Annotated in this window: 14 protein-coding genes and 2 riboswitches; of the genes, 6 read left to right on the forward strand and 8 right to left on the reverse strand. The window is 62.3% G+C overall.

Going from position 1 to position 21,187, the window contains the following annotated elements:
* Positions 1–59: 59 nt before the first annotated feature.
* Positions 60–1,619 carry a TerC family protein gene (locus SOP95_RS04535; protein WP_274075947.1) on the reverse strand — a complete coding sequence of 520 codons (1,560 nt, stop codon included), beginning with the start codon at positions 1,617–1,619 and terminating at the stop codon, positions 60–62.
* Between the two features lie 305 nt (positions 1,620–1,924).
* Positions 1,925–2,791 (reverse strand): LysR family transcriptional regulator, encoded by an 867-nt coding sequence (locus SOP95_RS04540; RefSeq protein ID WP_323606358.1) that lies wholly within the window; start codon positions 2,789–2,791, stop codon positions 1,925–1,927.
* A 103-nt stretch (positions 2,792–2,894) separates the two neighbouring features.
* Here SOP95_RS04540 and SOP95_RS04545 point away from each other — a divergent pair, with 103 nt between their 5' ends.
* Complete coding sequence (locus SOP95_RS04545; RefSeq protein WP_323606360.1) at positions 2,895–4,439, forward strand: MFS transporter; 1,545 nt, start codon at positions 2,895–2,897, stop codon at positions 4,437–4,439.
* Positions 4,440–4,594: 155 nt separating this feature from the next.
* Here SOP95_RS04545 and SOP95_RS04550 read toward each other — a convergent pair whose 3' ends face one another.
* The 4 genes from SOP95_RS04550 to cobW form a co-directional block, all read right to left on the reverse strand.
* A complete protein-coding gene (locus tag SOP95_RS04550; protein WP_323606436.1) occupies positions 4,595–5,140 on the reverse strand; it encodes a vWA domain-containing protein in 546 nt (181 codons plus the stop codon).
* A gap of 119 nt (positions 5,141–5,259) precedes the next feature.
* Positions 5,260–6,258 carry an ATP-binding protein gene (locus SOP95_RS04555; protein ID WP_323606361.1) on the reverse strand — a complete coding sequence of 333 codons (999 nt, stop codon included), beginning with the start codon at positions 6,256–6,258 and terminating at the stop codon, positions 5,260–5,262.
* A gap of 32 nt (positions 6,259–6,290) precedes the next feature.
* A complete protein-coding gene (gene cobN, locus SOP95_RS04560; RefSeq protein ID WP_323606362.1) occupies positions 6,291–10,115 on the reverse strand; it encodes a cobaltochelatase subunit CobN in 3,825 nt (1,274 codons plus the stop codon).
* Positions 10,116–10,118: 3 nt separating this feature from the next.
* A complete protein-coding gene (cobW, locus tag SOP95_RS04565) occupies positions 10,119–11,186 on the reverse strand; it encodes a cobalamin biosynthesis protein CobW (RefSeq protein WP_323606363.1) in 1,068 nt (355 codons plus the stop codon).
* A 99-nt stretch (positions 11,187–11,285) separates the two neighbouring features.
* Positions 11,286–11,497, reverse strand: a riboswitch (cobalamin riboswitch).
* A 177-nt stretch (positions 11,498–11,674) separates the two neighbouring features.
* Positions 11,675–11,899: riboswitch (cobalamin riboswitch) on the forward strand.
* A gap of 121 nt (positions 11,900–12,020) precedes the next feature.
* On the opposite strand from cobW, the gene SOP95_RS04570 reads away from it, so the two are divergent.
* From SOP95_RS04570 to cobM, 4 genes are all read left to right on the forward strand, one after another.
* Positions 12,021–12,215, forward strand: a complete 195-nt coding sequence (locus tag SOP95_RS04570) for a CbtB domain-containing protein (RefSeq protein ID WP_323606364.1) — start codon at positions 12,021–12,023, stop codon at positions 12,213–12,215.
* Positions 12,216–12,226: 11 nt separating this feature from the next.
* Positions 12,227–12,931, forward strand: coding sequence for a CbtA family protein (locus SOP95_RS04575; protein ID WP_323606365.1), 705 nt, complete (start codon positions 12,227–12,229; stop codon positions 12,929–12,931).
* Positions 12,928–13,341, forward strand: coding sequence for a cobalamin biosynthesis protein (locus SOP95_RS04580; RefSeq protein WP_323606367.1), 414 nt, complete (start codon positions 12,928–12,930; stop codon positions 13,339–13,341). The genes SOP95_RS04575 and SOP95_RS04580 overlap by 4 nt, the downstream gene beginning before the upstream one ends.
* Before the next feature lie 82 nt (positions 13,342–13,423).
* A complete protein-coding gene (gene cobM, locus SOP95_RS04585; protein WP_274075938.1) occupies positions 13,424–14,170 on the forward strand; it encodes a precorrin-4 C(11)-methyltransferase in 747 nt (248 codons plus the stop codon).
* 121 nt (positions 14,171–14,291) lie between these two features.
* Here the strand turns inward: cobM and nfuA are convergent, their stop codons facing one another.
* Together nfuA and SOP95_RS04595 are read right to left on the reverse strand one after the other, a co-directional pair.
* Complete coding sequence (gene nfuA, locus SOP95_RS04590) at positions 14,292–14,876, reverse strand: Fe-S biogenesis protein NfuA (RefSeq protein ID WP_007912592.1); 585 nt, start codon at positions 14,874–14,876, stop codon at positions 14,292–14,294.
* A gap of 110 nt (positions 14,877–14,986) precedes the next feature.
* Positions 14,987–17,284 carry a fatty acid cis/trans isomerase gene (locus tag SOP95_RS04595; protein WP_323606375.1) on the reverse strand — a complete coding sequence of 766 codons (2,298 nt, stop codon included), beginning with the start codon at positions 17,282–17,284 and terminating at the stop codon, positions 14,987–14,989.
* A gap of 156 nt (positions 17,285–17,440) precedes the next feature.
* On the opposite strand from SOP95_RS04595, the gene metH reads away from it, so the two are divergent.
* Positions 17,441–21,151 (forward strand): methionine synthase, encoded by a 3,711-nt coding sequence (gene metH / locus SOP95_RS04600; RefSeq protein WP_274075936.1) that lies wholly within the window; start codon positions 17,441–17,443, stop codon positions 21,149–21,151.
* Positions 21,152–21,187 lie beyond the last annotated feature (36 nt).

Genomic DNA, 21,187 nt, shown 5'->3' on the forward strand with positions numbered 1-21,187 from the left:
CTTCTGTAGGAAAATTCTCCAGAACGCGGCACTCGATCCACACAAGGCCCGGCAATGAATCAACCGCCCAAACGCACCAGAGATACCCGCGTCACCCGCCGCTCTTCAACCGACATGACGGTCAACCGCCAGCCTTCCCACTCGTGGCTATCCCCGATCATCGGCAGCCGATCCAGCAGGCTCACCACCAAACCGGCCAGGGTTTGATAGTCGTCGGTCGGTTGTGCCGCAAACCCGGTCCGCTGATGCACCCGCGCCAGGTTCAATGCGCCGCTGACCACGAAACCGCCCTTCTCCTCGACCACGTCCGGGCCTTCGATTTCGCTGGCGTCGGGCAGCTCACCGGCTATCGATTCAAGAATGTCGGTCATGGTCAACACGCCGACGAAGTCACCGAACTCATTGACCACGAACGCGATGTGGGTCGAGGCCTTGCGCATCTGTTCCAGGGCATTGAGGATCGAATAGCTGTCCAGCAGGTTGATGGTCTGGCGCGCCAGGTGTGCAAGATCGGGCTGGTTGCCGCCCAGGTATTCCTTCAACAGCTCCTTCTTGTGTACGAAGCCCAGCGGCTCATCCACCGCGCCGTCGCGAATCAGCGGCAGTCGCGAGTAGGACGAGTGCATCAGCCTTGTACGAATCGCCTCGGCGTCTTCAGCCAGGTCGATGTGATCGACGTCGGCGCGTACGGTCATCAAGCTGCGGATCGGCCGCTCGGCCAGTTGCAGGACACCACTGATCATCACCCGCTCACGACGATCGAACAGCTGTTCGCCCGGGGCCTCACCGTTATCCAGCATGTCGGCAATGTCTTCACCGACCTCCTCCACCGCCAACTTGCGCCCGCCGAGCAGGCGCATCACCGCATGGGCGGTACGCTCACGCATAGGTCGCAAGCCCTGCATCGAGCGCTTGCGGCGTGCCCGGGCGATCTGGTTGAACACTTCGATCAGGATCGAGAAACCGATGGCCGCGTACAGATAACCCTTTGGAATGTGGAAGCCCAGGCCTTCGGCGGTCAGCGCAAAGCCGATCATCATCAGGAAGCCCAGGCACAGCATGATCACTGTGGGATGCGCGTTGACGAAGCGGGTCAACGGCTTGCTGGCGACGATCATCAGGCCAATGGAAATGATCACCGCGATCATCATCACAGCGAGCTCGTCGACCATGCCCACGGCGGTAATCACCGCATCGAGGGAGAACACCGCATCGAGCACCACGATTTGCGCCACGATGGGCCAGAACAGCGCGTAAGTCGTGTTGGACGTGCGCTCGCCGACATGGCCTTCGAGCCGTTCATGCAGCTCCATGGTCGCCTTGAACAACAGGAACACACCGCCGAACAGCATGATCAGGTCACGTCCCGAGAAGCTCTTGTCGAATACCTCGAACAGCGGCTGGGTCAGGGTCACCAGCCAGGAAATACTCGCCAGCAGGCCCAGGCGCATCAACAAGGCCAGGGACAGCCCGATGATTCGCGCGCGGTCGCGCTGTTCGGGTGGCAATTTATCCGCCAGGATCGCGATGAACACCAGATTGTCGATGCCCAGCACCAGCTCCAGCACAATCAACGTCAACAAGCCCAGCCACGCGGTGGGGTCAGCTAACCATTCCATTTGAACGTCTCGATCTCTTCAGTGAATTCAGAATGCCGGGCACGGCAAGGCACGGCGCAGAGGCCGGGGAAGTGCAATGACAGGGAGATCGGGACGCCAGAAGACCGGATGTTTCGCGTCCATCAAGACCGCGCGTTGGCGCGAGGGGAAAGGATAACTGGGGGGCTCCGTAAGGGTGTTCATGCAAGTCCTGAAAAGGAAAAAGGACTTGAATCGTACAGGCGATAGAGACAATTCCTACAGCTGGAAACTATTTCAAGATCTGTAGCAACCCTGGAGTTGTGTTGCTCTGGAGGCGATGCTTTTCAATCATTCTTCACTCGCTCGATGTACCGCACCACAGCCGGGGACTTTTCGAACCGCCGATGAATCAACGCCAGCCATGACGATGCCTTGCAGTCGTTGATCTGGCGATAAACCACATTCGGCAAACTGACGTGGCCGACCACCGACTCCGGCACCACCGCCACGCCCTGCTCCAGGGAAACCAAGGCAATCACTGCCACCAGCCCACCGGGCTGCGCACCGAGTTTCGGGACGAAATGACCTTGGGAAGCGACTTGCAATGTACCCACGACCTGTTCCGGGAGAATGAAGTTTTCATTCTGTAAATGCGCCGAATTGATCACCGGCAAACGGTTCAGCCACGAGTCGACCGGCAACGCCAACACAAAGCCTTCGTCGCTCAACTGCACAGCCTCGATGCCCTCGGGCAGGGCCAGCGGGCAACGGATATAGCCCAGGTCGAAGCGCCCTTCAAGGATCATGTTCGCCAGGCTGGCCATGGGGCTTTCCCGCACATTGAGGCTGACATCCGGGTACTCGGCGGCAAATCCCTGCACCTGTTTTTGCAGCAGCCCCGAATACACCGCCGACGCGACATAACCCAGTTCGATGTGGCCGATATCGCCACGCCCGGCGCGCTGGGCGTTTTGCTGGGCGTATTCGAATTGCCGCACCGTCGCCTCGGCTTCGATCAACAGTGCGGCGCCGGCTTCGGTCAAGCTGACTTCACGGGTCTGGCGCACGAACAGGCGCGTGCCCAGTTCGTTTTCCATGTCCTGGATCTGCCGAGTCAAGGTCGGCGGTGCGATGCCGAGTTGCTCGGCGGCGCGAGTGAAGTTGCCTTGCCGGGCAACAGCGAGGAAATAGCGGAAATGACGGATATCCATCGATGCATTAGCTCAAAGGTAATGAAGTGAAGGTGCGCGCCTAACAAAGGCCGCGTCAGCCAGCGATAAGCTGCACTCAACCTCACAGTAGAGAACCCTGGCCATGTCCGTCAAACCCAAGGTGAGCCCGCGCCTGACCTTGCTCACTGCCTCTGCGGTGTGCTCGCTGATCGTGCTCGACACCAACATCGTCGCCGTTACCTTGCCCAGCATCGCCCGGGACCTGGGAGCGAATTTCGCCGACATCGAATGGGTGGTCAGCGCCTACATGCTGGCCTTCGCCGCGCTGTTGCTGCCCGCTGGCAGCCTGGCCGATCGCTTTGGCCGGCAGAAAATGCTGATGTGGGGGCTGGGCATTTTCATCCTTGCGTCGATTGGCTGTGGGGCAGCGCCGAATGCACTGTTTCTCGACATTGCCCGCGCCATCAAGGGCGTCGGTGCGGCGCTGCTGTTGACCTCAGCGCTCGCCTCCATCGGCCACACCTTCCACGATGAAGTCGAACGGGCCAAGGCCTGGGCATTCTGGGGCGGTTGCATGGGCGTGGCGATGACGGCGGCGCCGACCCTGGGCGGCTTGATCACCGAGTACATTGGTTGGCGCTGGATCTTCTATCTCAACCTGCCTGTGGGGATGGTGCTGATGGTTATGGTCTGGCGCGCGGTGCCGGAATCCCGCGATGCCCAGGCTGCGCGCCTCGATCCGTGGGGCAGCCTGGCCTTCAGCGCCAGCCTGTTGTGCCTGATCTGGGGCTTGATCGAAGCCAACCGGATCGGCTGGGACAACCCCGTCACCTACACCCGCCTCGTGGGCGGCGCCCTGTTGCTGGGGTTGTTCGTGGTGATCGAGCGCCTGCAAGAGCGGCCGATGATCGATCTGCAACTGTTCCGTCACCCGCGCTTCATCGGCGCGCTGCTCGGCATGTTTTCCTACGCCGCGTGTGCCCAGGTGATGATGACCATGCTGCCGTTCTACTTGCAGAATGGGCTAGGTTTTACCGCCATTTCCGCCGGGCTGGGCATGCTACCTTTTGCCGTGACCATGCTGATCTTTCCGCGCATTGGTGCACGCCTGGCGGGACGTGTGACGCCGGCAAACATGATGGCCATCGGACTCACCTTGGTGGGCAGCGGTAATTTGCTCAGCGCCTGGGCGGTCAATAGCGGCGGTTACCTGCCTTTCGCCCTGGCCATTGCCGTGACCGGTGCCGGCGCGGGACTGCTCAATGGCGATACGCAGAAAAACATCATGGCCTGCGTGCCTCGGGAGCGCACCGGCATGGCCTCGGGCATGAGTACGACGATGCGCTTCAGCGCGGTGATGCTGGCCATCGGCGTGTATGGCGCTTTGCTTTCGGGGCATAGCGAACGGTTGCTGCACGACAGTCTGGCGGCACAGGGCGGGCAATGGCTCGAACAGACCCAAGGGGTTGCCTCGCGGGTGGTGGCCGGTGACATGGCGGCGGCGTTGAGCCTGGTGCCGGAGGCCGCGCGGTCGGTGGTCGAGCCGCTGGCGAGAGAAGCGTTTGTGGGTGGTTTCAGTCTCTTGCTTTGGGTCGCGGGGTTGGCGGGACTGCTGGGGGCGTTGGTGGTGGGCACGCTGATGCGCAATCCGATTCCAGTGCCTCGCTCAGCACTGGTGCTGGAATGACGCGTACCTGGCGATTTCAGCTTTGAACCTGAGGCCCTCATCGCCAGCAGGCTGGCTCCCACAGGGGAATCCGGCGTTTATGATTTCTGTGTCTCACCCGCATCACTGTGGGAGCCAGCCTGCTGGCGATTGGGCCAGCACAGACAACGCAGAACTCAGCCCGGAAGTAGTTCGTCGATATGCCGATATTCGGATTGCAATTGCGCCGCCAATACCTTGCTGCGCCCGAGACGAATCGGCCCGCGCTCGATGTCGATCACCAATGCAGGACAATCGAGCGTGGGCAACGACGGCCATTCTTTCAGACGGCCATCGGTCACCAGCAACAAGCGCTGCTGCTCCGCCGGAAAACGCTTTTGCCGCACGGCCAGCCAGCGCCCCGCTTCACCCAGCGCCGCCAGCAACGGCGTACCGCCACCGGCGCCCAGGCCATCGAGCCATTGGCGCAACCCCGTCGACGCTTTCAGCCCCTGCACCTGCCACTTCGGCTGTGCACCGCTGGCCGTCAGCAAGGCCACGCGCGCGCGCTGTCGGTAGGCGTCGTCGAACAATTGCGCCAGCAAACCCTTGGCATCACTCAAGGCTTGATGACGCCGGGTGGACGCCGAGGCATCGACGATCACCAGCCACAGTTCATGAGCCGAACGCGTGCGTTGCTGGAACAACACGTCCTGGCGCTGGCGCGGTCGACCGTTGAGCAGCGTGCCAGGCCAATTGATCGAGCCACCATCGGCCGCGTGACGTTTACCCTGTTTGCCGGAATCGAGCCGTCCGGCACGGGGTCTGGCATTCGCCCCCGCGTCAGATCGAGGGCGAATGCCTAGGGCTTTTTTGGCCAGCTCGGCACTTCACGCCGCGCGCCGACCGGCAGCGCTTGAGCGGGCATTTCGCCCCACTGGCCCTGGCCTTCGCTGGGGTTGGAATTCTGCCCGGACTGGGCCTGGTTCTGTTGTGGTGCAGGTGGCGTATGCTCTCGACGACGATGGCGCAGGGCAAACTCGGCGACCGCGTCGATATCCTCTACATCAATCGATGCAGCCCCGCGCCACGCCGCATGCGCACGCGCCGCGCGCAACCAGACCAGATCGGCACGCAAGCCATCGACACCGGCGGCAAAGCAGCGCTCGGTAATCTGCGCCAGCGCTTCGTCGTCGAGGGGAATGCCCGCCAATGTGCTGCGGGCTTTTTCGCAGCGCTCACGCAACGACTGCTGCTGGCTCTCCCATTCGACGCAGAATCGTTGCGGATCGCTGTCGAAATCCAGGCGCCGCCGGATGATCTGCCCGCGCTCGGTCGGGGCGGTGTGACCACCGAGGACGACGTTCAAGCCAAAGCGATCGAGCAATTGCGGACGTAACTCGCCCTCTTCCGGGTTCATGGTGCCGATCAGCACGAACTTCGCCGAATGCCGATGGGAAATACCGTCGCGCTCAACCAGATTGGTGCCGCTGGCGGCCACGTCGAGCAGCAGGTCAACCAGGTGATCGGGCAGCAGATTGACCTCGTCGACATACAACACGCCGCCGTCAGCCTTGGCCAGCACACCCGGGGAAAATTGCGCGCGACCCTCACTCAGAGCCGCGTCGAGGTCGAGGGTGCCGACCAGGCGTTCTTCGGTGGCCCCCAAGGGCAAGGTGACGAACTGGCCGCTGGCCAACAGATCCGCCAGGCCGCGGGCGAGGGTCGACTTGGCCATGCCGCGCGGGCCTTCGATCAATACGCCGCCGATCTTCGGGTCGATGGCGGTCAGGTACAGCGCGAGCTTCAGATCGTCGGCGCCGACCACGGCGGAGAGGGGGAAATGGGGGGTGTCGGTCATTGTTCAATCTCGGTCATGGTCGGTGGTGTTTATCAGCTGTCTTCTTCTATATCCAGCAACAGATTCTCCAGTGCCTCGCGGTAATCCCCCGGCTCTTTCCACATCCCTCGCTGTTGCGCTTCGAGCATGCGTTCGGTCATGTCGCGCAGGGCATGAGGGTTATGCTCACGCACGAAATCCCGCGTACCCGGATCGAGCAAATAGGCATCCGCCAGCAGCGCGTACTGGTGATCGTCGATCAACTGCGTGGTGGCGTCGAAGGCGAACAGGTTGTCCACCGTCGCCGCCATTTCGAAGGCGCCTTTGTAGCCATGGCGCTTGACCCCGTCGATCCACTTCGGATTGGCCGCCCGGGAGCGGATGACCCGGTTCAGCTCTTCCTTCAGTGTGCGGATCTTCGGCAAGTCCGGCTGGCTGTGATCGCCGTGATAACTGGCCGCTGCCTCGCCACGCAGGCTTTCCACGGCGGCCAGCATGCCGCCCTGGAACTGGTAGTAGTCATTGGAGTCGAGCAGGTCGTGCTCGCGGTTGTCCTGGTTTTGCAGCACGGCTTGCATCTGGCCCAGGCGCTGGGAGAACTGCTCACGGGCTGCGGTGCCTTCGTCGGAACCGCCGTAGGCGTAGCCGCCCCAGTTCAGGTAGACCTCGGCCAGGTCCTCGCGGCTTTGCCACAGTCGACCGTCGATGGCGCCCTGGACACCCGCGCCATAGGCGCCGGGTTTGGCGCCGAAAATGCGCCATCCGGCCTGTCGCCGGGCAGCGTCTTCATCCATCCCCGATTGCAGCAGCGCCTGACGTTCGGCGCGCACCTTGGCGGCCAGGGGATTGAGGTCGTCTGGCTCGTCCAGCTCGGCCACCGCTTGCACGGCGGCATCGAACAGCCGGATCAAGTTGGCAAAGGCATCGCGGAAGAAACCCGATACACGCAGGGTAACGTCCACCCGCGGTCGATCAAGCAAGCTCAACGGCAGGATTTCAAAGTCGTCTACCCGCTGACTGCCGGTGGCCCAGACCGGGCGCACGCCCATCAACGCCATGGCCTGGGCGATGTCGTCGCCGCCGGTGCGCATGGTCGCGGTGCCCCAGACCGACAGGCCGAGTTGACGCAAATGATCGCCATGGTCTTGCAGATGGCGTTCAAGAATCAGGTTGGCCGACTGGAAACCGATGCGCCACGCGGTGGTGGTTGGCAGGTTGCGCACGTCCACCGAATAGAAGTTCCGCCCGGTCGGCAGCACGTCGAGGCGACCGCGACTGGGTGCGCCGCTTGGGCCGGCGGGGACGAAACGGCCACTGAGGGCGTCGAGCAGGCCGCGCATCTCTGCGGGACCGCAGGCGTCCAGTCGGGGGGCGACGACTTCGCGCAGATGGTCGAGGATGGCGTTCACGTCAGACCAACTCGCCTCCTGTGGGAGCCAGCCTGCTGGCGATGGAGTGCCAGCCACATTGATGTCGACTGACACTCCATCGCCAGCAGGCTGGCTCCCACAGGAGATCAGCTGTGTGGCAAATAGCTCGAGACGTTCGCGGGTATCGCCGGTGGTGCGCCAGGGTTCCTCGCTTAGCGATAACAATGCGTTGGGGCGAGGTCCGCTCCATGGGTCGGCCAGCGCACAATCCAGCGGATCGAAGCCCAATTCGAACGCCTTGGCCAACGCCCGCAGCAGACTCGACTGTGCACCACGACCATCGCCCCGGGGAATACGCAACAGCGCGAGCAAGGTATCGATGCGCAGCCGTCCCACCGGGGATTCGCCAAACACGTGCAAACCATCGCGGATCTGCGACTCTTTCAAGTCGCACAGGTAGGTGTCCAGGCGTGGCAGCCAGATCGCCGCATCGGCATCGCTGTCGAGTTTTTCGTCCAGCTGCAATTCGCGATCGATGTGCGTGTCGCGCACCAGTTGCAGGATATCGCGCTGCAATTCCCGGGCACGGCGCGGGTCGAGCAATTGCGCCTCGTAATACTCGTCGGCCAGCAGTTCGAGGTTGCGTAGCGGCCCGTAGGTTTCGGCGCGGGTCAGCGGTGGCATCAAGTGATCGATGATCACCGCTTGCGTGCGGCGCTTGGCCTGGGCGCCCTCGCCCGGATCGTTGACGATGAACGGATAGATGTTCGGCAGCGACCCGAGCAGTGCATCCGGCCAGCAGTGCTCCGACAGCCCGACGCCCTTGCCCGGCAGCCATTCCAGGTTGCCGTGCTTGCCGACGTGGATCACGCCGTGGGCGCCGTAGGTGTTGCGCAACCAGAAATAGAACGCCAGGTAGCCGTGGGGCGGCACAAGGTCCGGGTCGTGGTACACCGCACTCGGGTCGACCTGATAACCCCGCGCGGGCTGGATGCCGACGAAGGTCAGGCCAAAACGCAACCCGGCGATCATCATTCGCCCGCCACGGCACATCGGATCGCTGTCCGGCGCACCCCAGCGGTCCAGCACGGCCTGGCGGTTGGCTTCGGGCAAGGCATTGAACATGCGCCAATAGTCGTCCATCGCCAGGCTTTGCTGGCACGGACGCTGGTCGAGGGTATCGAGGTCGTTGCTGACACCGCCGAGCAATTGCTGGATCAACGCGGTGCCGCTGCCTGGCAACTGCGCCGGTAGCGGATACCCTTCCTTGTGAAGCGCACGCAAGATGTTCAGCGCTGCGGCCGGGGTATCGAGGCCAACGCCATTGCCGATACGACCATCGCGGGTCGGGTAATTGGCCAGGATCAGCGCAATGCGTTTTTGCCCGTTGGGCACCCGCGCCAGCTCGATCCAGCGCCGCGCCAGTTGCGCGACAAAGTCCATGCGTTCCGGCTGCGCGCGGTAGCAGACCACGTCGGACTGACTGCGCTCGCTGCGCCAGGCCAGGTCCTTGAAGCTGATCGGCCGGCTGATGATGCGCCCGTCCAGTTCGGGCAACGCAATGTGCATCGCCAGGTCTCGCGGGCCGAGGCCCTGTTCGCTGGCGCGCCAGCCCGGCTCGTTGTCCTGGGCACAAATGGCCTGGATCACCGGGATATTGCGGCGAAACGGTCGCAAGTGCGGTGCTTCAGGGCTCGATTGGGCGAAACCGGTAGTGTTCAAGATCACTGAGGCTGAAGTTTCATCCAGCCAGTCCTCGACCACGCAAAGGCAGCCGGGCTCTTTCAAACTGGCCAGCGCAATCGGCAACGGGTTCAACCCCGCCGCCTGCAGGCGCTGGCAGAAAACATCGATGAACGCGGTGTTCGCCGCCTGCAAATGCGAGCGGTAGAACAGCACCGCCGCCACCGGTTGACCGGCCTGCCAGTCGGCTTGCCAGTCGCTCGGTTGCGCGGGGCTTTTTCGCGGGTGGTAAATCGCCGTTCGCGGCAGGGTTTGCGGTTCGGCCCAGGCGTAGTCGCGATCCAGCCAGCGATTGGCCAGGCAGCGGAAAAAGTCGAGGGCATTGCCCATGCCGCCCTGGCGCAGAAATTGCCAAAGCCGGTCACGTTCCTCAGGACCTACGGTGCTGAGGTCGCTGAGCTCCGGGTCCGGGCGGTCATCCCCTGGTACCAGAATCAGCTGCACGCCGCGCTGCGACAGCTCCACCAGCCGCTCGACGCCATAACGCCAATAGGCAATGCCGCCGTGCAGCGAAATCAGAATGACTTTGGCGTGGCGCAACACTTGGTCGACATACAGGTCGACCGACGCATGATTCTGCACCTGCATCGGATTGGCCAGGCGCACGCTCGGGTAGTCGTCGGGCAACTGCTGCGCCGCTTCGGCGAGCAGCGCCAGGCTGGAGTCGCCGCTGCACAGGATCACCAGCTCGGCGGGAGTTTGTCCAAGGTCGGCAATGTTGTCATCCGACACGAATCCGCCGGGCTGGGTCCTGAGCAGGTGCATGGGTTACACGCTGAGCGCGGCGCGCAATTGCGCTTCGAGCAAGGCGGCGTCCAGTGCCTGGCCGATCAACACCAGGCGCGTGGTGCGTGCTTCTGCAGCGCCCCACTGGCGGTCGAAATGCTTGTCGAAACGGGTTCCCACGCCCTGGATCAGCAGGCGCATAGGCTTGTTCGGGATCGCCGCGAAACCCTTGACGCGCAGGATGCTGTGCTCGACCACCAGTTGGGTCAACGCATCCATCAGCAGGCTTTCGTCGGCTTGCGGCAGTTCGATGGAGATGGAATCGAAGGCGTCGTGATCGTGGTCGTCATGATCATCGCCATCGTGGTGATGATCATGGTGGCTGTGACGGCTGTCGATGTGCTCTTCGGAACCGGCGCCAAGGCCGATCAGCACGTCCAGCGGCAGGCGACCGCTGCTGGCTTCGATGACTTTCACCGCCGGCGGCAATTCCTCGGCGACTTCCAGGCGCACGCGAGCCAGGTCTTCCGGGCTGATCAGGTCGGCCTTGTTGAGGATCACCAGGTCAGCGCTGGACAGTTGGTCGGCGAACAGCTCATGGAGCGGCGATTCGTGGTCCAGGTTCGGGTCGAGTTTGCGCTGGGCGTCGACCTGATCCGGGAAGGCGGCGAAGGTGCCCGCCGCCACGGCCGGGCTGTCGACCACGGTGATCACCGCATCGACGGTGCAGGCACTGCGAATTTCCGGCCACTGGAAGGCTTGCACCAGCGGTTTTGGCAGGGCCAGGCCCGAGGTTTCGATCAGGATGTGGTCGAGATCGCCGCGACGGGCCACCAGTTCGCGCATCACCGGGAAAAATTCTTCCTGCACGGTGCAGCACAGGCAGCCGTTGGCCAGTTCATAGACCCGGCCATTGGCTTCTTCTTCAGTGCAACCGATGGAGCACTGCTTGAGGATTTCGCCGTCGATGCCCAGTTCGCCAAACTCGTTGACGATCACCGCGATGCGGCGGCCCTGGGCGTTGTCGAGCATGTGCCGCAGCAAGGTGGTCTTGCCCGAGCCGAGGAAGCCGGTGACGATGGTGACGGGGAGTTTGGCCAGTGTTTTCATCGGATGCCCTTTGGCAAGGTGGCGGGCATACGGGACGAGGACCGGCCACGCACAAGCGCGCCAGAAGCGTTCGCCACCGGATCACCCCGCCCGGTTGTAGTGAGAATCTGTATCGAGGCAGGTCTCCTGGCTGACGGTGTGCTGGCCTTCAAGCCTGGCATTCGCTGCGCCTTCCCGCGGGCTCGGACTTGAGCGTGCAGTGGCGTGGCAGCGAACATCACCGTTCACAGTTGCGGGGGCAGCCGCGGCATTGACCGCGTTCCCTTCTTAGCTTCGACAAACGCCGAAGAACCTCGAATGCGCAAGGCTACGCATGGTATTGGGGCGGGTCAATGTTCACATGAGATTGGCGGCTCGCCCTTCGCGAGCAAGCCCGCTCCCACATGGGAATGCGATCACCTGTGGGAGCGGGCTTGCTCGCGAATGAAGCGACTCGGTCCCGAGTTGAGAACCCTTGCCAATTGACGCCCGCCCCTCGCCCATGCTCTCCTACGCACCTTGTTACGGGTGCCCTTCACAGGGTGAAACGGGAAACCGGTGAATCATGTGCTTTACTCAAGCCCATGTCAGTCCGGTGCTGCCCCCGCAACGGTAAGCGAGCGAAGCGTCAGATCCACTGTGCCAATGTGGCATGGGAAGGTGACGCTTGCAGGTCAAGGCTAACGCCTGCGCCCCTCGTGAGCCCGGAGACCGGCCCGCAACACAAAGTGACCAACACGATCACTGACTCAACAAACCCGCGGTGGGCGGGCGCTGTTCGGACTTCTGCGCGCTCGGTCGTGCGAGGGCCTGCCTGCGCTCTTATTCCCCGCTGACAGAACAGAGGGAAGCGCCATGTCGATCATCAGCAGCACCGGCCACAGCACCACCACCAGCAACACCACTACCCTGTCCCAACGCCTTACCGCCGCCGCTTGCGCGTCGATTCTTGGCGCGTGCCTTGTGTATTTCGCCGGTTTCTCGCACATCGAAGCGGTGCACAACGCCGCTCACGATACCCGCCACAGCGCTGCGTTCCCGTGCCATTGAGACCTGCCGACATGATCAAGCGTATTGCGCAAACCGCAGGTTTCAGCGGGCTGCTGGCTGCCCTGCTGCTGACCTTGCTGCAGAGTTTCTGGGTTTCGCCGCTGATTCTGCAGGCCGAAACCTACGAGAAATCGGAACCTGCCGCCGTTGAAGTCCACGAACACGCCGCGGGCGTCGCTGCCCACAGCCACGACGCCGAAGCCTGGGAGCCGGAAGACGGCTGGCAGCGCGTGCTGTCGACCACGGGCGGTAACCTGGTGGTGGCAGTCGGTTTCGCCCTGATGCTCGCCGGCCTCTATACCCTGCGCGCGCCGACCAAGACCTCCCAAGGCCTGCTCTGGGGCCTGGCCGGTTACGTTACCTTCGTGTTGGCGCCGACGCTCGGCCTGCCGCCCGAGTTGCCGGGCACCGCGGCTGCGGATCTGGCGCAACGGCAGATCTGGTGGATCGGTACGGCCGCCTCCACGGCTGTCGGCATCGCGCTGATCGTATTCAGTCGTCACTGGCTGATGAAAATCCTCGGCGTAGCCATCCTCGCCGTTCCGCACGTGATTGGCGCACCGCAACCGGAAGTGCATTCGATGCTCGCCCCAGAAGCTCTGGAAGCACAGTTCAAGATCGCTTCGCAGCTGACCAACGTGGCGTTCTGGCTGGCCCTGGGCCTGATCAGTGCGTGGTTGTTCCGCCGTAAAAGCGACGGTCAATACCAAGCATGACTGAACTTGGCACAGCGCCGACCCTGGTGGTCGGCCTGGGCTGCCAGCGTGGCTGCCCCGTCAGCACGCTGCGGGCATTGCTCGACCAGGCATTGCAGGCGCACCAGATCGAACTGCATCAGATCAAGGCCCTGGCCAGCATCGACCAGAAGCGCGGCGAACCGGCCCTGAGCGAACTGGCCGAGCAGCTTGGGCTGCAGATGATGTATTTCAGCAGTGAACAACTGGCGGGCTATCAACCCCGACTCAGTCACCATTCGGACATCGCCTTTGAACGGACCGGGTGCTATGGCGTGGCAGAAAGCGCCGCCCTGGCCCTGGCCGAACAACTGGCCAACGCCCCGGCCAAATTGCTGATCCCGCGACAAAAATATGCCCAGGCCACCCTGGCATTGGCCGGCGCCGCGTAAAATCCCCGATAATCCACGCATTCGATCATGAGCAATCTTCATCTGAAGCCTTGCCCACCCCCTTTTTTCACAGGAACCGACGATGACCGTCTACTTTATTGGCGCAGGTCCCGGCGACCCCGAACTGATCACCGTCAAGGGCCAGCGGCTGATCCGCAGTTGCCCGGTGATCATCTACGCCGGCTCGCTGGTGCCCGCCGCAGTGTTGGAAGGACACCGCGCCGAACAGGTGGTCAACAGCGCCGAATTGCACCTGGAGCAGATCATCGAACTGATCAGCGCGGCCCATGCCAAGGGTCAGGACGTGGCTCGCGTGCATTCCGGTGATCCGAGCCTGTATGGTGCCATCGGCGAGCAGATTCGCCATTTGCGTGAACGGGATATTCCTTTCGAAATCATTCCCGGTGTCACCGCAACGGCAGCCTGCGCGGCGCTTCTGGGCGCAGAACTGACCTTGCCGGACGTGTCACAGAGCGTGATCCTGACACGCTATGCCGACAAGACCGTGATGCCCGCCGGAGAAGAACTGGCCAGCTTGGCGCAGCACGGGGCGACCATGGCGATTCATCTGGGGGTCAATCACCTGGCAAAAATCGTCGAGGAGTTGCTACCGTTTTACGGCGCCGACTGCCCGATTGCGGTGATTCACCGGGCGACCTGGCCGGATCAGGATTGGGTGGTGGGGACGCTTGAAGATATTAACGGGAAGGTTGAAGCCAAGGGGTTTCGGCGTACGGCGTTGATTCTCGTGGGTCGGGTGTTGGGCAGTGAGCATTTCAGTGAGTCGTCGCTGTATCGTGCTGGACATGCGCATTTGTATCGGCCATAGGGCCTCTTCGCTGGCAAGCCAGCTCCTACAGATCTGGTGTTGACCGCGATAGGGCCAGTGGATTTCACCCATAAAAAAACGGCGCTCACGGGGCGCCGTTTTTTATGCCGCAGCGAACACCTTAGTAGTAGGCGTTTTCTTTCTGCGTGTGGTCGGTCACGTCACGCACACCCTTGAGCTCGGGAATACGCTCGAGCAAGGTGCGCTCGATGCCTTCCTTCAAGGTCACGTCGGCCTGGCCGCAGCCCTGGCAACCGCCACCGAATTGCAGCACGGCGATGCCGTCTTCGACCACGTCGATCAGGCTGACCTGGCCGCCGTGGCTGGCCAACCCAGGGTTGATCTCGGTTTGCAGGTAGTAGTTGATGCGCTCGTTGACCGGGCTGTCGGCGTTGACCATCGGCACTTTGGCGTTCGGCGCCTTGATGGTCAGCTGGCCACCCATGCGGTCGGTGGCGTAGTCGACTACTGCATCGTCCAGGAAAGCTTCGCTGAAATGGTCGATGTAGGCGGTGAAGCTTTTCAGCCCCAGCGCGGTGTCTTCGGGTTTTTCTTCGCCCGGCTTGCAGTAGGCAATGCAGGTTTCGGCGTACTGGGTGCCAGGCTGGGTGATGAAGACGCGAATGCCAATGCCCGGGGTGTTCTGCTTGGAGAGCAGATCAGCCAGGTAATCGTGGGCGGCGTCGGTGATGGTAATAGCGGTCATGGAAACTCCTCGCAGGCTTGGACGCAGTTTACGCCAATCATCGCCGCGGACAAAGTCCTAGTATTTTTGTCGGGAAAAGATGCGGAGCTTACCCCTGTGGGTTCGGGGTTCTAGAGGTTCTCGTAGCGATTCATGTCCAGCACGCCCTCTTCCACCGGTTCGGTTTCGTGGATATAACGACTCAAATCATGGAAATACTGCCAGAACTGCGGGTGGCTGCGACGGATCCCCCAGCGCTCGACGATTTTCTCCAAACGATTGGCATCCTTGGCATTCTCCATCTCATCGACAAATTGTGGCACTTGATCGGCGGGGATATTGAACATGAAGTTCGGGTAACTGCTCAGAACCCCGGGGAAAATGGTCAGCGTGTCGAGCCCCGGCTGGTACCGTAGCGACTCACCGATCAGGAACGCCACATTACTGTGCGCGCGGTTGCGCAGCAGGCTGTAGACCACACGCTGACCGCTCGCGGTTTCGACCCGCAGCATGGTCGCTTCCGGCAGTAGATCGATGACCCTGAGCCCGGCCGCCGGCCGTGAGGCCAGGCGACTCAACGACTGCTCGGCGGCCTGCAGCGCTGGATCGATGTTCGGCCGCGAGCAATAGGCGCCGTCGCAGCGGTTGATCGGATCAGGCCTGGCATCCAGCTCGCCGTAGCGTGCCAGCAACTGCATCGCAAAGTCGCGCTTGGGGTCTTGTTCATTGAGCTTCAGCGCGGTCGGCGTGTCGTCGTCGATGGACTCATAGTCCAGCCACATCTTGAATCTCCCGCTGTTCTGGTACCAGTCGTCGAGGTACCCCTCCCGCGAGTCAGCCGGCATCAGGCGCAGGAAATTCTGCTCGGCGCCATTGCGGATCAGGTCGAAATACAGGCGCGTCTGGGCTTGGTGGGACACATTGCCGAACACGTCGAAATTCACCGCCAACTGATAATAGGTGCGCTCCAGCAGCGGGAAATCGAACAGCCACATCGTCTGTGGCACGTCGCCGATCAGGCCCTTGGTCACCGCAGCGCTGTCGAAGTGGCGGAAGATAGTCAGCAGTGCGTTATCGTTGCCGGCCCACAGGCTCGACCAGCTTGGCGGCGGCAGATCGGCGTAGCTGTCGCGGCGCAGGGCTTCGTATTCGTTGCGTTTGTCGCGGTAGTCGTGCCACAGGGTGAGGACGCTGCCAACGTCGTCGTTCTGCCCTGGCATCGCCAGCAACGGCGTGGCCTGGCCGCGATAGTTCGGGTCGGTGATGTAGAGGTCGTGTTCCGGCGCCTGGAACAGCGCCCAGAAGTTGTCGCGGATCACGTCAGTGGCGATCTGCCCCCGGCAGACCGGGCCGCGAATGAAGGTGCGCACGAAATACTCGGCGTTATCGAGCATGAACTGATAACGCGCCTGGGCCGGGATCGCTTCGAAGGTGGAAAAGGGGTTGGCCCGGCGTTCCGGGCCGTAACCCGGCAAGGCATTGACCTGCCAGTTGCCGTTATAGAAGAGGCTTTTGACCCGTGCCAGCTTCGCCGCACTCAGCGGATAGGTGATGTGCGTCTTGTGCACGATCACGCCCTGCACCGGCCACAGGCGGTAATACACCTGGGTGCCGGGGTCGTCGTTCGGCCGACGGGTATTGATCAGGTCGATGGGCTGGCCGGTGGGCGTGCGCGAACGCACCCACTGGAAGAAATGCCCCGGCTCGCCATCCTTGAAATAAATGTGCGCGAGAAACCAGTGCTCGAACAACCAACGCCCTACCAGGCTCTGCCGTGCGCCCGGTGCATTGAGCAGGTTTTCCCACTGCACCACCTGCAACGCTTCTTTCACGCTCGGCACCAGGGCCTGTTCATCGATCGGCGCACCGGAAGCCAGCCAACGTTGCAGCGTCTGGTACTGCTGGTCAGTCAGGCCGGTGACCGCCAGGGGCATGCCCTCCTTGGGGTGAGCGCTGGCATATCCGTCGAACTCGCCCGGCAAGGCGCACATGTTCTCGCGATTGAGACCCAGGACGATATCCGCAGGCAATTTGGCATTGGGTTGCAACGCATTGCTGTGCCCCAGTTCCAGCATGCGCGCCATCAATGCGGCCTGGCTGCCCTGGGCGTCGAGCACCGAATAGAAGCCTTTGTGTTGCCAGGCGCGCTTGCCGAATGCGTCAAAGAACAGCCGGCTCGGCGCGACCGCGTGGCTGCGATCGCCGTCATACACCGGGACTTTCGTCGCGCCACGGGCCGCTCCCTCCCCGCTGCCCAGGTTGAGCTGACAGGCGGCGTCGTTACAGGCGTGGCAGGCCACGCACTTTTCAGTGAAGATCGGCTGGATGTCGCGACTGTAGGAAATGCCGGCGGATAGCGCCGGGTCCTGCGCAACCGCGCCCCAGCTTAATAGCAGCAATACACTGCTGATGACGACGCGATACGACATGTCCCTGGTCCCGATCCTTTAGAAAACGCCGCGATTCTACCGGGCTGGCCGCCACACCAACATGAGCGATATTCATGGAAAACCCGGACATGCTCTAAAAGCGCACAGGTTTGCTATCATCCCGGCCCTTCGTCATGGTCTTTCCGAGTAGTCCCAATGTCCGATCGCAGCGTTCGCCTCCAAGCCCTCAAGCACGCCCTCAAAGAGCGCATCCTGATTCTCGATGGCGGCATGGGCACGATGATCCAGAGCTACAAGCTCGAAGAGCAGGATTATCGTGGCAAACGCTTCGCCGACTGGCCGAGCGATGTCAAAGGCAACAACGACCTGTTGGTGCTCACCCGCCCGGACGTGATTGGTGGCATCGAGAAAGCCTACCTGGATGCCGGTGCCGACATTCTGGAAACCAACACCTTCAATGCCACCCGGATTTCCATGGCCGATTACGGCATGGAAGAACTGGCCTACGAATTGAACGTAGAAGGCGCTCGCCTGGCGCGCAAGATCGCCGATGCGAAAACCCTCGAGAACCCGGACAAGCCGCGTTTCGTCGCCGGCGTGCTCGGTCCTACCAGCCGCACCTGCTCGCTGTCGCCGGACGTGAACAACCCCGGCTATCGCAACGTGACCTTCGATGAACTGGTGGAAAACTACACCGAAGCCACCAAGGGCCTGATCGAAGGCGGCGCCGACCTGATCCTGATCGAAACCATCTTCGACACCCTCAACGCCAAGGCCGCGATCTTCGCCGTACAGGGCGTGTTCGAAGAACTGGGCATCGAGCTGCCGATCATGATTTCCGGCACCATCACCGATGCCTCCGGCCGTACCCTGTCCGGCCAGACCACGGAAGCCTTCTGGAACTCCGTGGCCCACGCCAAGCCGATTTCGGTCGGCCTGAACTGCGCACTGGGTGCCAGCGAGTTGCGCCCGTACCTGGAAGAGCTGTCGAACAAGGCCAACACCCACGTTTCCGCGCACCCGAACGCCGGCCTGCCCAACGAGTTCGGCGAGTACGACGAACTGCCGGCGCAAACCGCCAAGGTCATCGAAGAGTTCGCCCAAAGTGGCTTCCTCAACATCGTCGGCGGCTGCTGCGGCACCACGCCGGGCCACATCGAAGCCATCGCCAAGGCCGTGGCCGGCTATGCGCCGCGGCAGATTCCGGAAATCCCCAAGGCTTGCCGCCTGTCGGGCCTGGAGCCGTTCACCATCGATCGCAACTCGCTGTTCGTCAACGTCGGCGAGCGCACCAACATCACCGGCTCCGCCAAGTTCGCCCGGCTGATCCGTGAAGACAACTACACCGAAGCCCTGGAAGTCGCCCTGCAGCAGGTCGAGGCCGGCGCCCAGATCATCGACATCAACATGGACGAGGGGATGCTCGATTCGAAGAAGGCCATGGTGACCTTCCTCAATCTGATTGCCGGCGAACCGGACATCTCCCGCGTACCGATCATGATCGACTCCTCCAAGTGGGAAGTGATCGAAGCCGGCCTCAAGTGCATCCAGGGCAAGGGCATCGTCAACTCGATCAGCATGAAGGAAGGCGTCGAGCAGTTCATCCATCACGCCAAGCTGTGCAAGCGTTACGGCGCCGCCGTGGTGGTGATGGCTTTCGACGAAGCCGGCCAGGCCGACACCGAAGCACGCAAGAAAGAGATCTGCAAACGCTCCTACGACATTCTGGTCAACGACGTCGGCTTCCCACCGGAAGACATCATCTTCGACCCGAACATCTTCGCCGTGGCCACCGGCATCGAAGAACACAACAACTACGCCGTGGACTTCATCAACGCCTGTGCCTACATCCGCGACGAGCTGCCCTATGCCCTGACGTCGGGCGGCGTGTCCAACGTGTCGTTCTCGTTCCGCGGCAACAACCCGGTGCGCGAGGCGATCCACTCGGTGTTCCTGCTGTACGCGATCCGCGCCGGCCTGACCATGGGTATCGTCAACGCCGGGCAACTGGAGATCTACGACCAGATCCCGGTGGAACTGCGCGACGCCGTCGAAGACGTGATCCTCAACCGCACCCCGGAAGGCACCGATGCCCTCCTCGCCATCGCCGACAAATACAAGGGCGACGGCAGCGTCAAGGAAGCCGAGACCGAAGAGTGGCGCAACTGGGACGTCAACAAGCGCCTGGAACATGCCCTGGTCAAAGGCATCACCACGCACATCGTCGAAGACACCGAAGAGTCGCGCCAGTCGTTCGCCCGCCCGATCGAGGTGATCGAAGGCCCGCTGATGTCCGGCATGAACATCGTTGGCGACCTGTTCGGCGCCGGCAAGATGTTCCTGCCGCAAGTGGTGAAATCCGCCCGTGTTATGAAACAGGCCGTGGCCCACCTGATCCCGTTCATCGAGGCGGAAAAAGGCGACAAGCCGGAAGCCAAGGGCAAGATCCTCATGGCGACCGTAAAAGGCGATGTGCATGACATCGGCAAGAACATCGTCGGTGTAGTGCTCGGTTGCAACGGCTACGACATCGTCGACCTCGGCGTGATGGTGCCGGCGGAGAAGATCCTTCAGGTGGCCAAGGAACAGAAGTGCGACATCATCGGTCTGTCCGGTCTGATCACCCCTTCGCTGGATGAGATGGTCCACGTGGCTCGCGAGATGCAGCGCCAGGACTTCCACCTGCCGTTGATGATCGGTGGCGCCACCACCTCCAAGGCGCACACGGCGGTGAAGATCGAGCCCAAGTACAGCAACGACGCGGTGGTGTATGTCACCGACGCCTCCCGTGCTGTCGGCGTGGCGACCCAGTTGCTGTCCAAGGAACTCAAGGCCGGTTTCGTCGAGAGAACCCGCGAGGAATACATCGAAGTCCGCGAGCGCACCGCCAACCGCAGCGCCCGCACCGAACGCCTGAGCTACGCCGCCGCCATTGCGAAAAAACCGCAGTTCGACTGGAGCACCTACGAGCCGGTCAAGCCGACGTTCACCGGCGCCAAAGTGCTCGATAATATCGACCTGAAAGTGCTGGCCGAATACATCGACTGGACGCCGTTCTTCATCTCCTGGGACCTGGCCGGGAAATTCCCGCGCATCCTGGAAGACGAAGTGGTCGGTGAAGCCGCCACCGCGCTGTACGCCGACGCCCAGGAAATGCTCGCCAAGCTGATCGACGAAAAACTCATCAGCGCCCGCGCAGTGTTCGGCTTCTGGCCGGCCAACCAGGTGCGCGACGATGACATCGAAGTCTACGGCGATGACGGCAAGCCATTGGCCAAGCTGCATCACCTGCGCCAGCAGATCATCAAGACCGACGGCAAGCCGAACTTCTCCCTCGCCGACTTCGTCGCGCCCAAGGACAGCGAAGTCACCGACTACGTGGGTGGCTTCATCACCACCGCCGGGATCGGCGCCGAAGAAGTGGCCAAGGCCTACCAGGACGCTGGCGACGACTACAACTCGATCATGGTCAAGGCCCTGGCCGACCGCCTCGCCGAGGCCTGCGCCGAGTGGCTGCACCAGCAGGTGCGTAAGGAACACTGGGGCTACGCCAAGGACGAGACGCTCGACAACGAGGCGTTGATCAAGGAGCAATACAGCGGCATCCGCCCTGCTCCGGGCTATCCGGCCTGCCCGGATCACACCGAGAAAAGCACGCTGTTCGCGTTGCTCGACCCAGAGGCGAGCGAAATGAAAGCCGGCCGCAGCGGCGTGTTCCTCACCGAGCACTACGCGATGTTCCCCGCGGCTGCCGTCAGTGGCTGGTACTTCGCTCACCCGCAAGCGCAGTATTTCGCCGTGGGCAAGATCGACAAGGATCAGGTGCAGAGCTACACCTCGCGCAAAGGCCAGGAGTTGAGCGTGACCGAGCGCTGGCTGGCGCCGAACCTTGGCTATGACAACTGATTGATTTGCAGCCTTGGGCTCTGGAGGCGGACCTGT

The sequence above is a fragment of the Pseudomonas sp. YuFO8 genome (assembly GCF_035065025.1).
Lineage (GTDB): Bacteria > Pseudomonadota > Gammaproteobacteria > Pseudomonadales > Pseudomonadaceae > Aquipseudomonas > Aquipseudomonas putida_AE.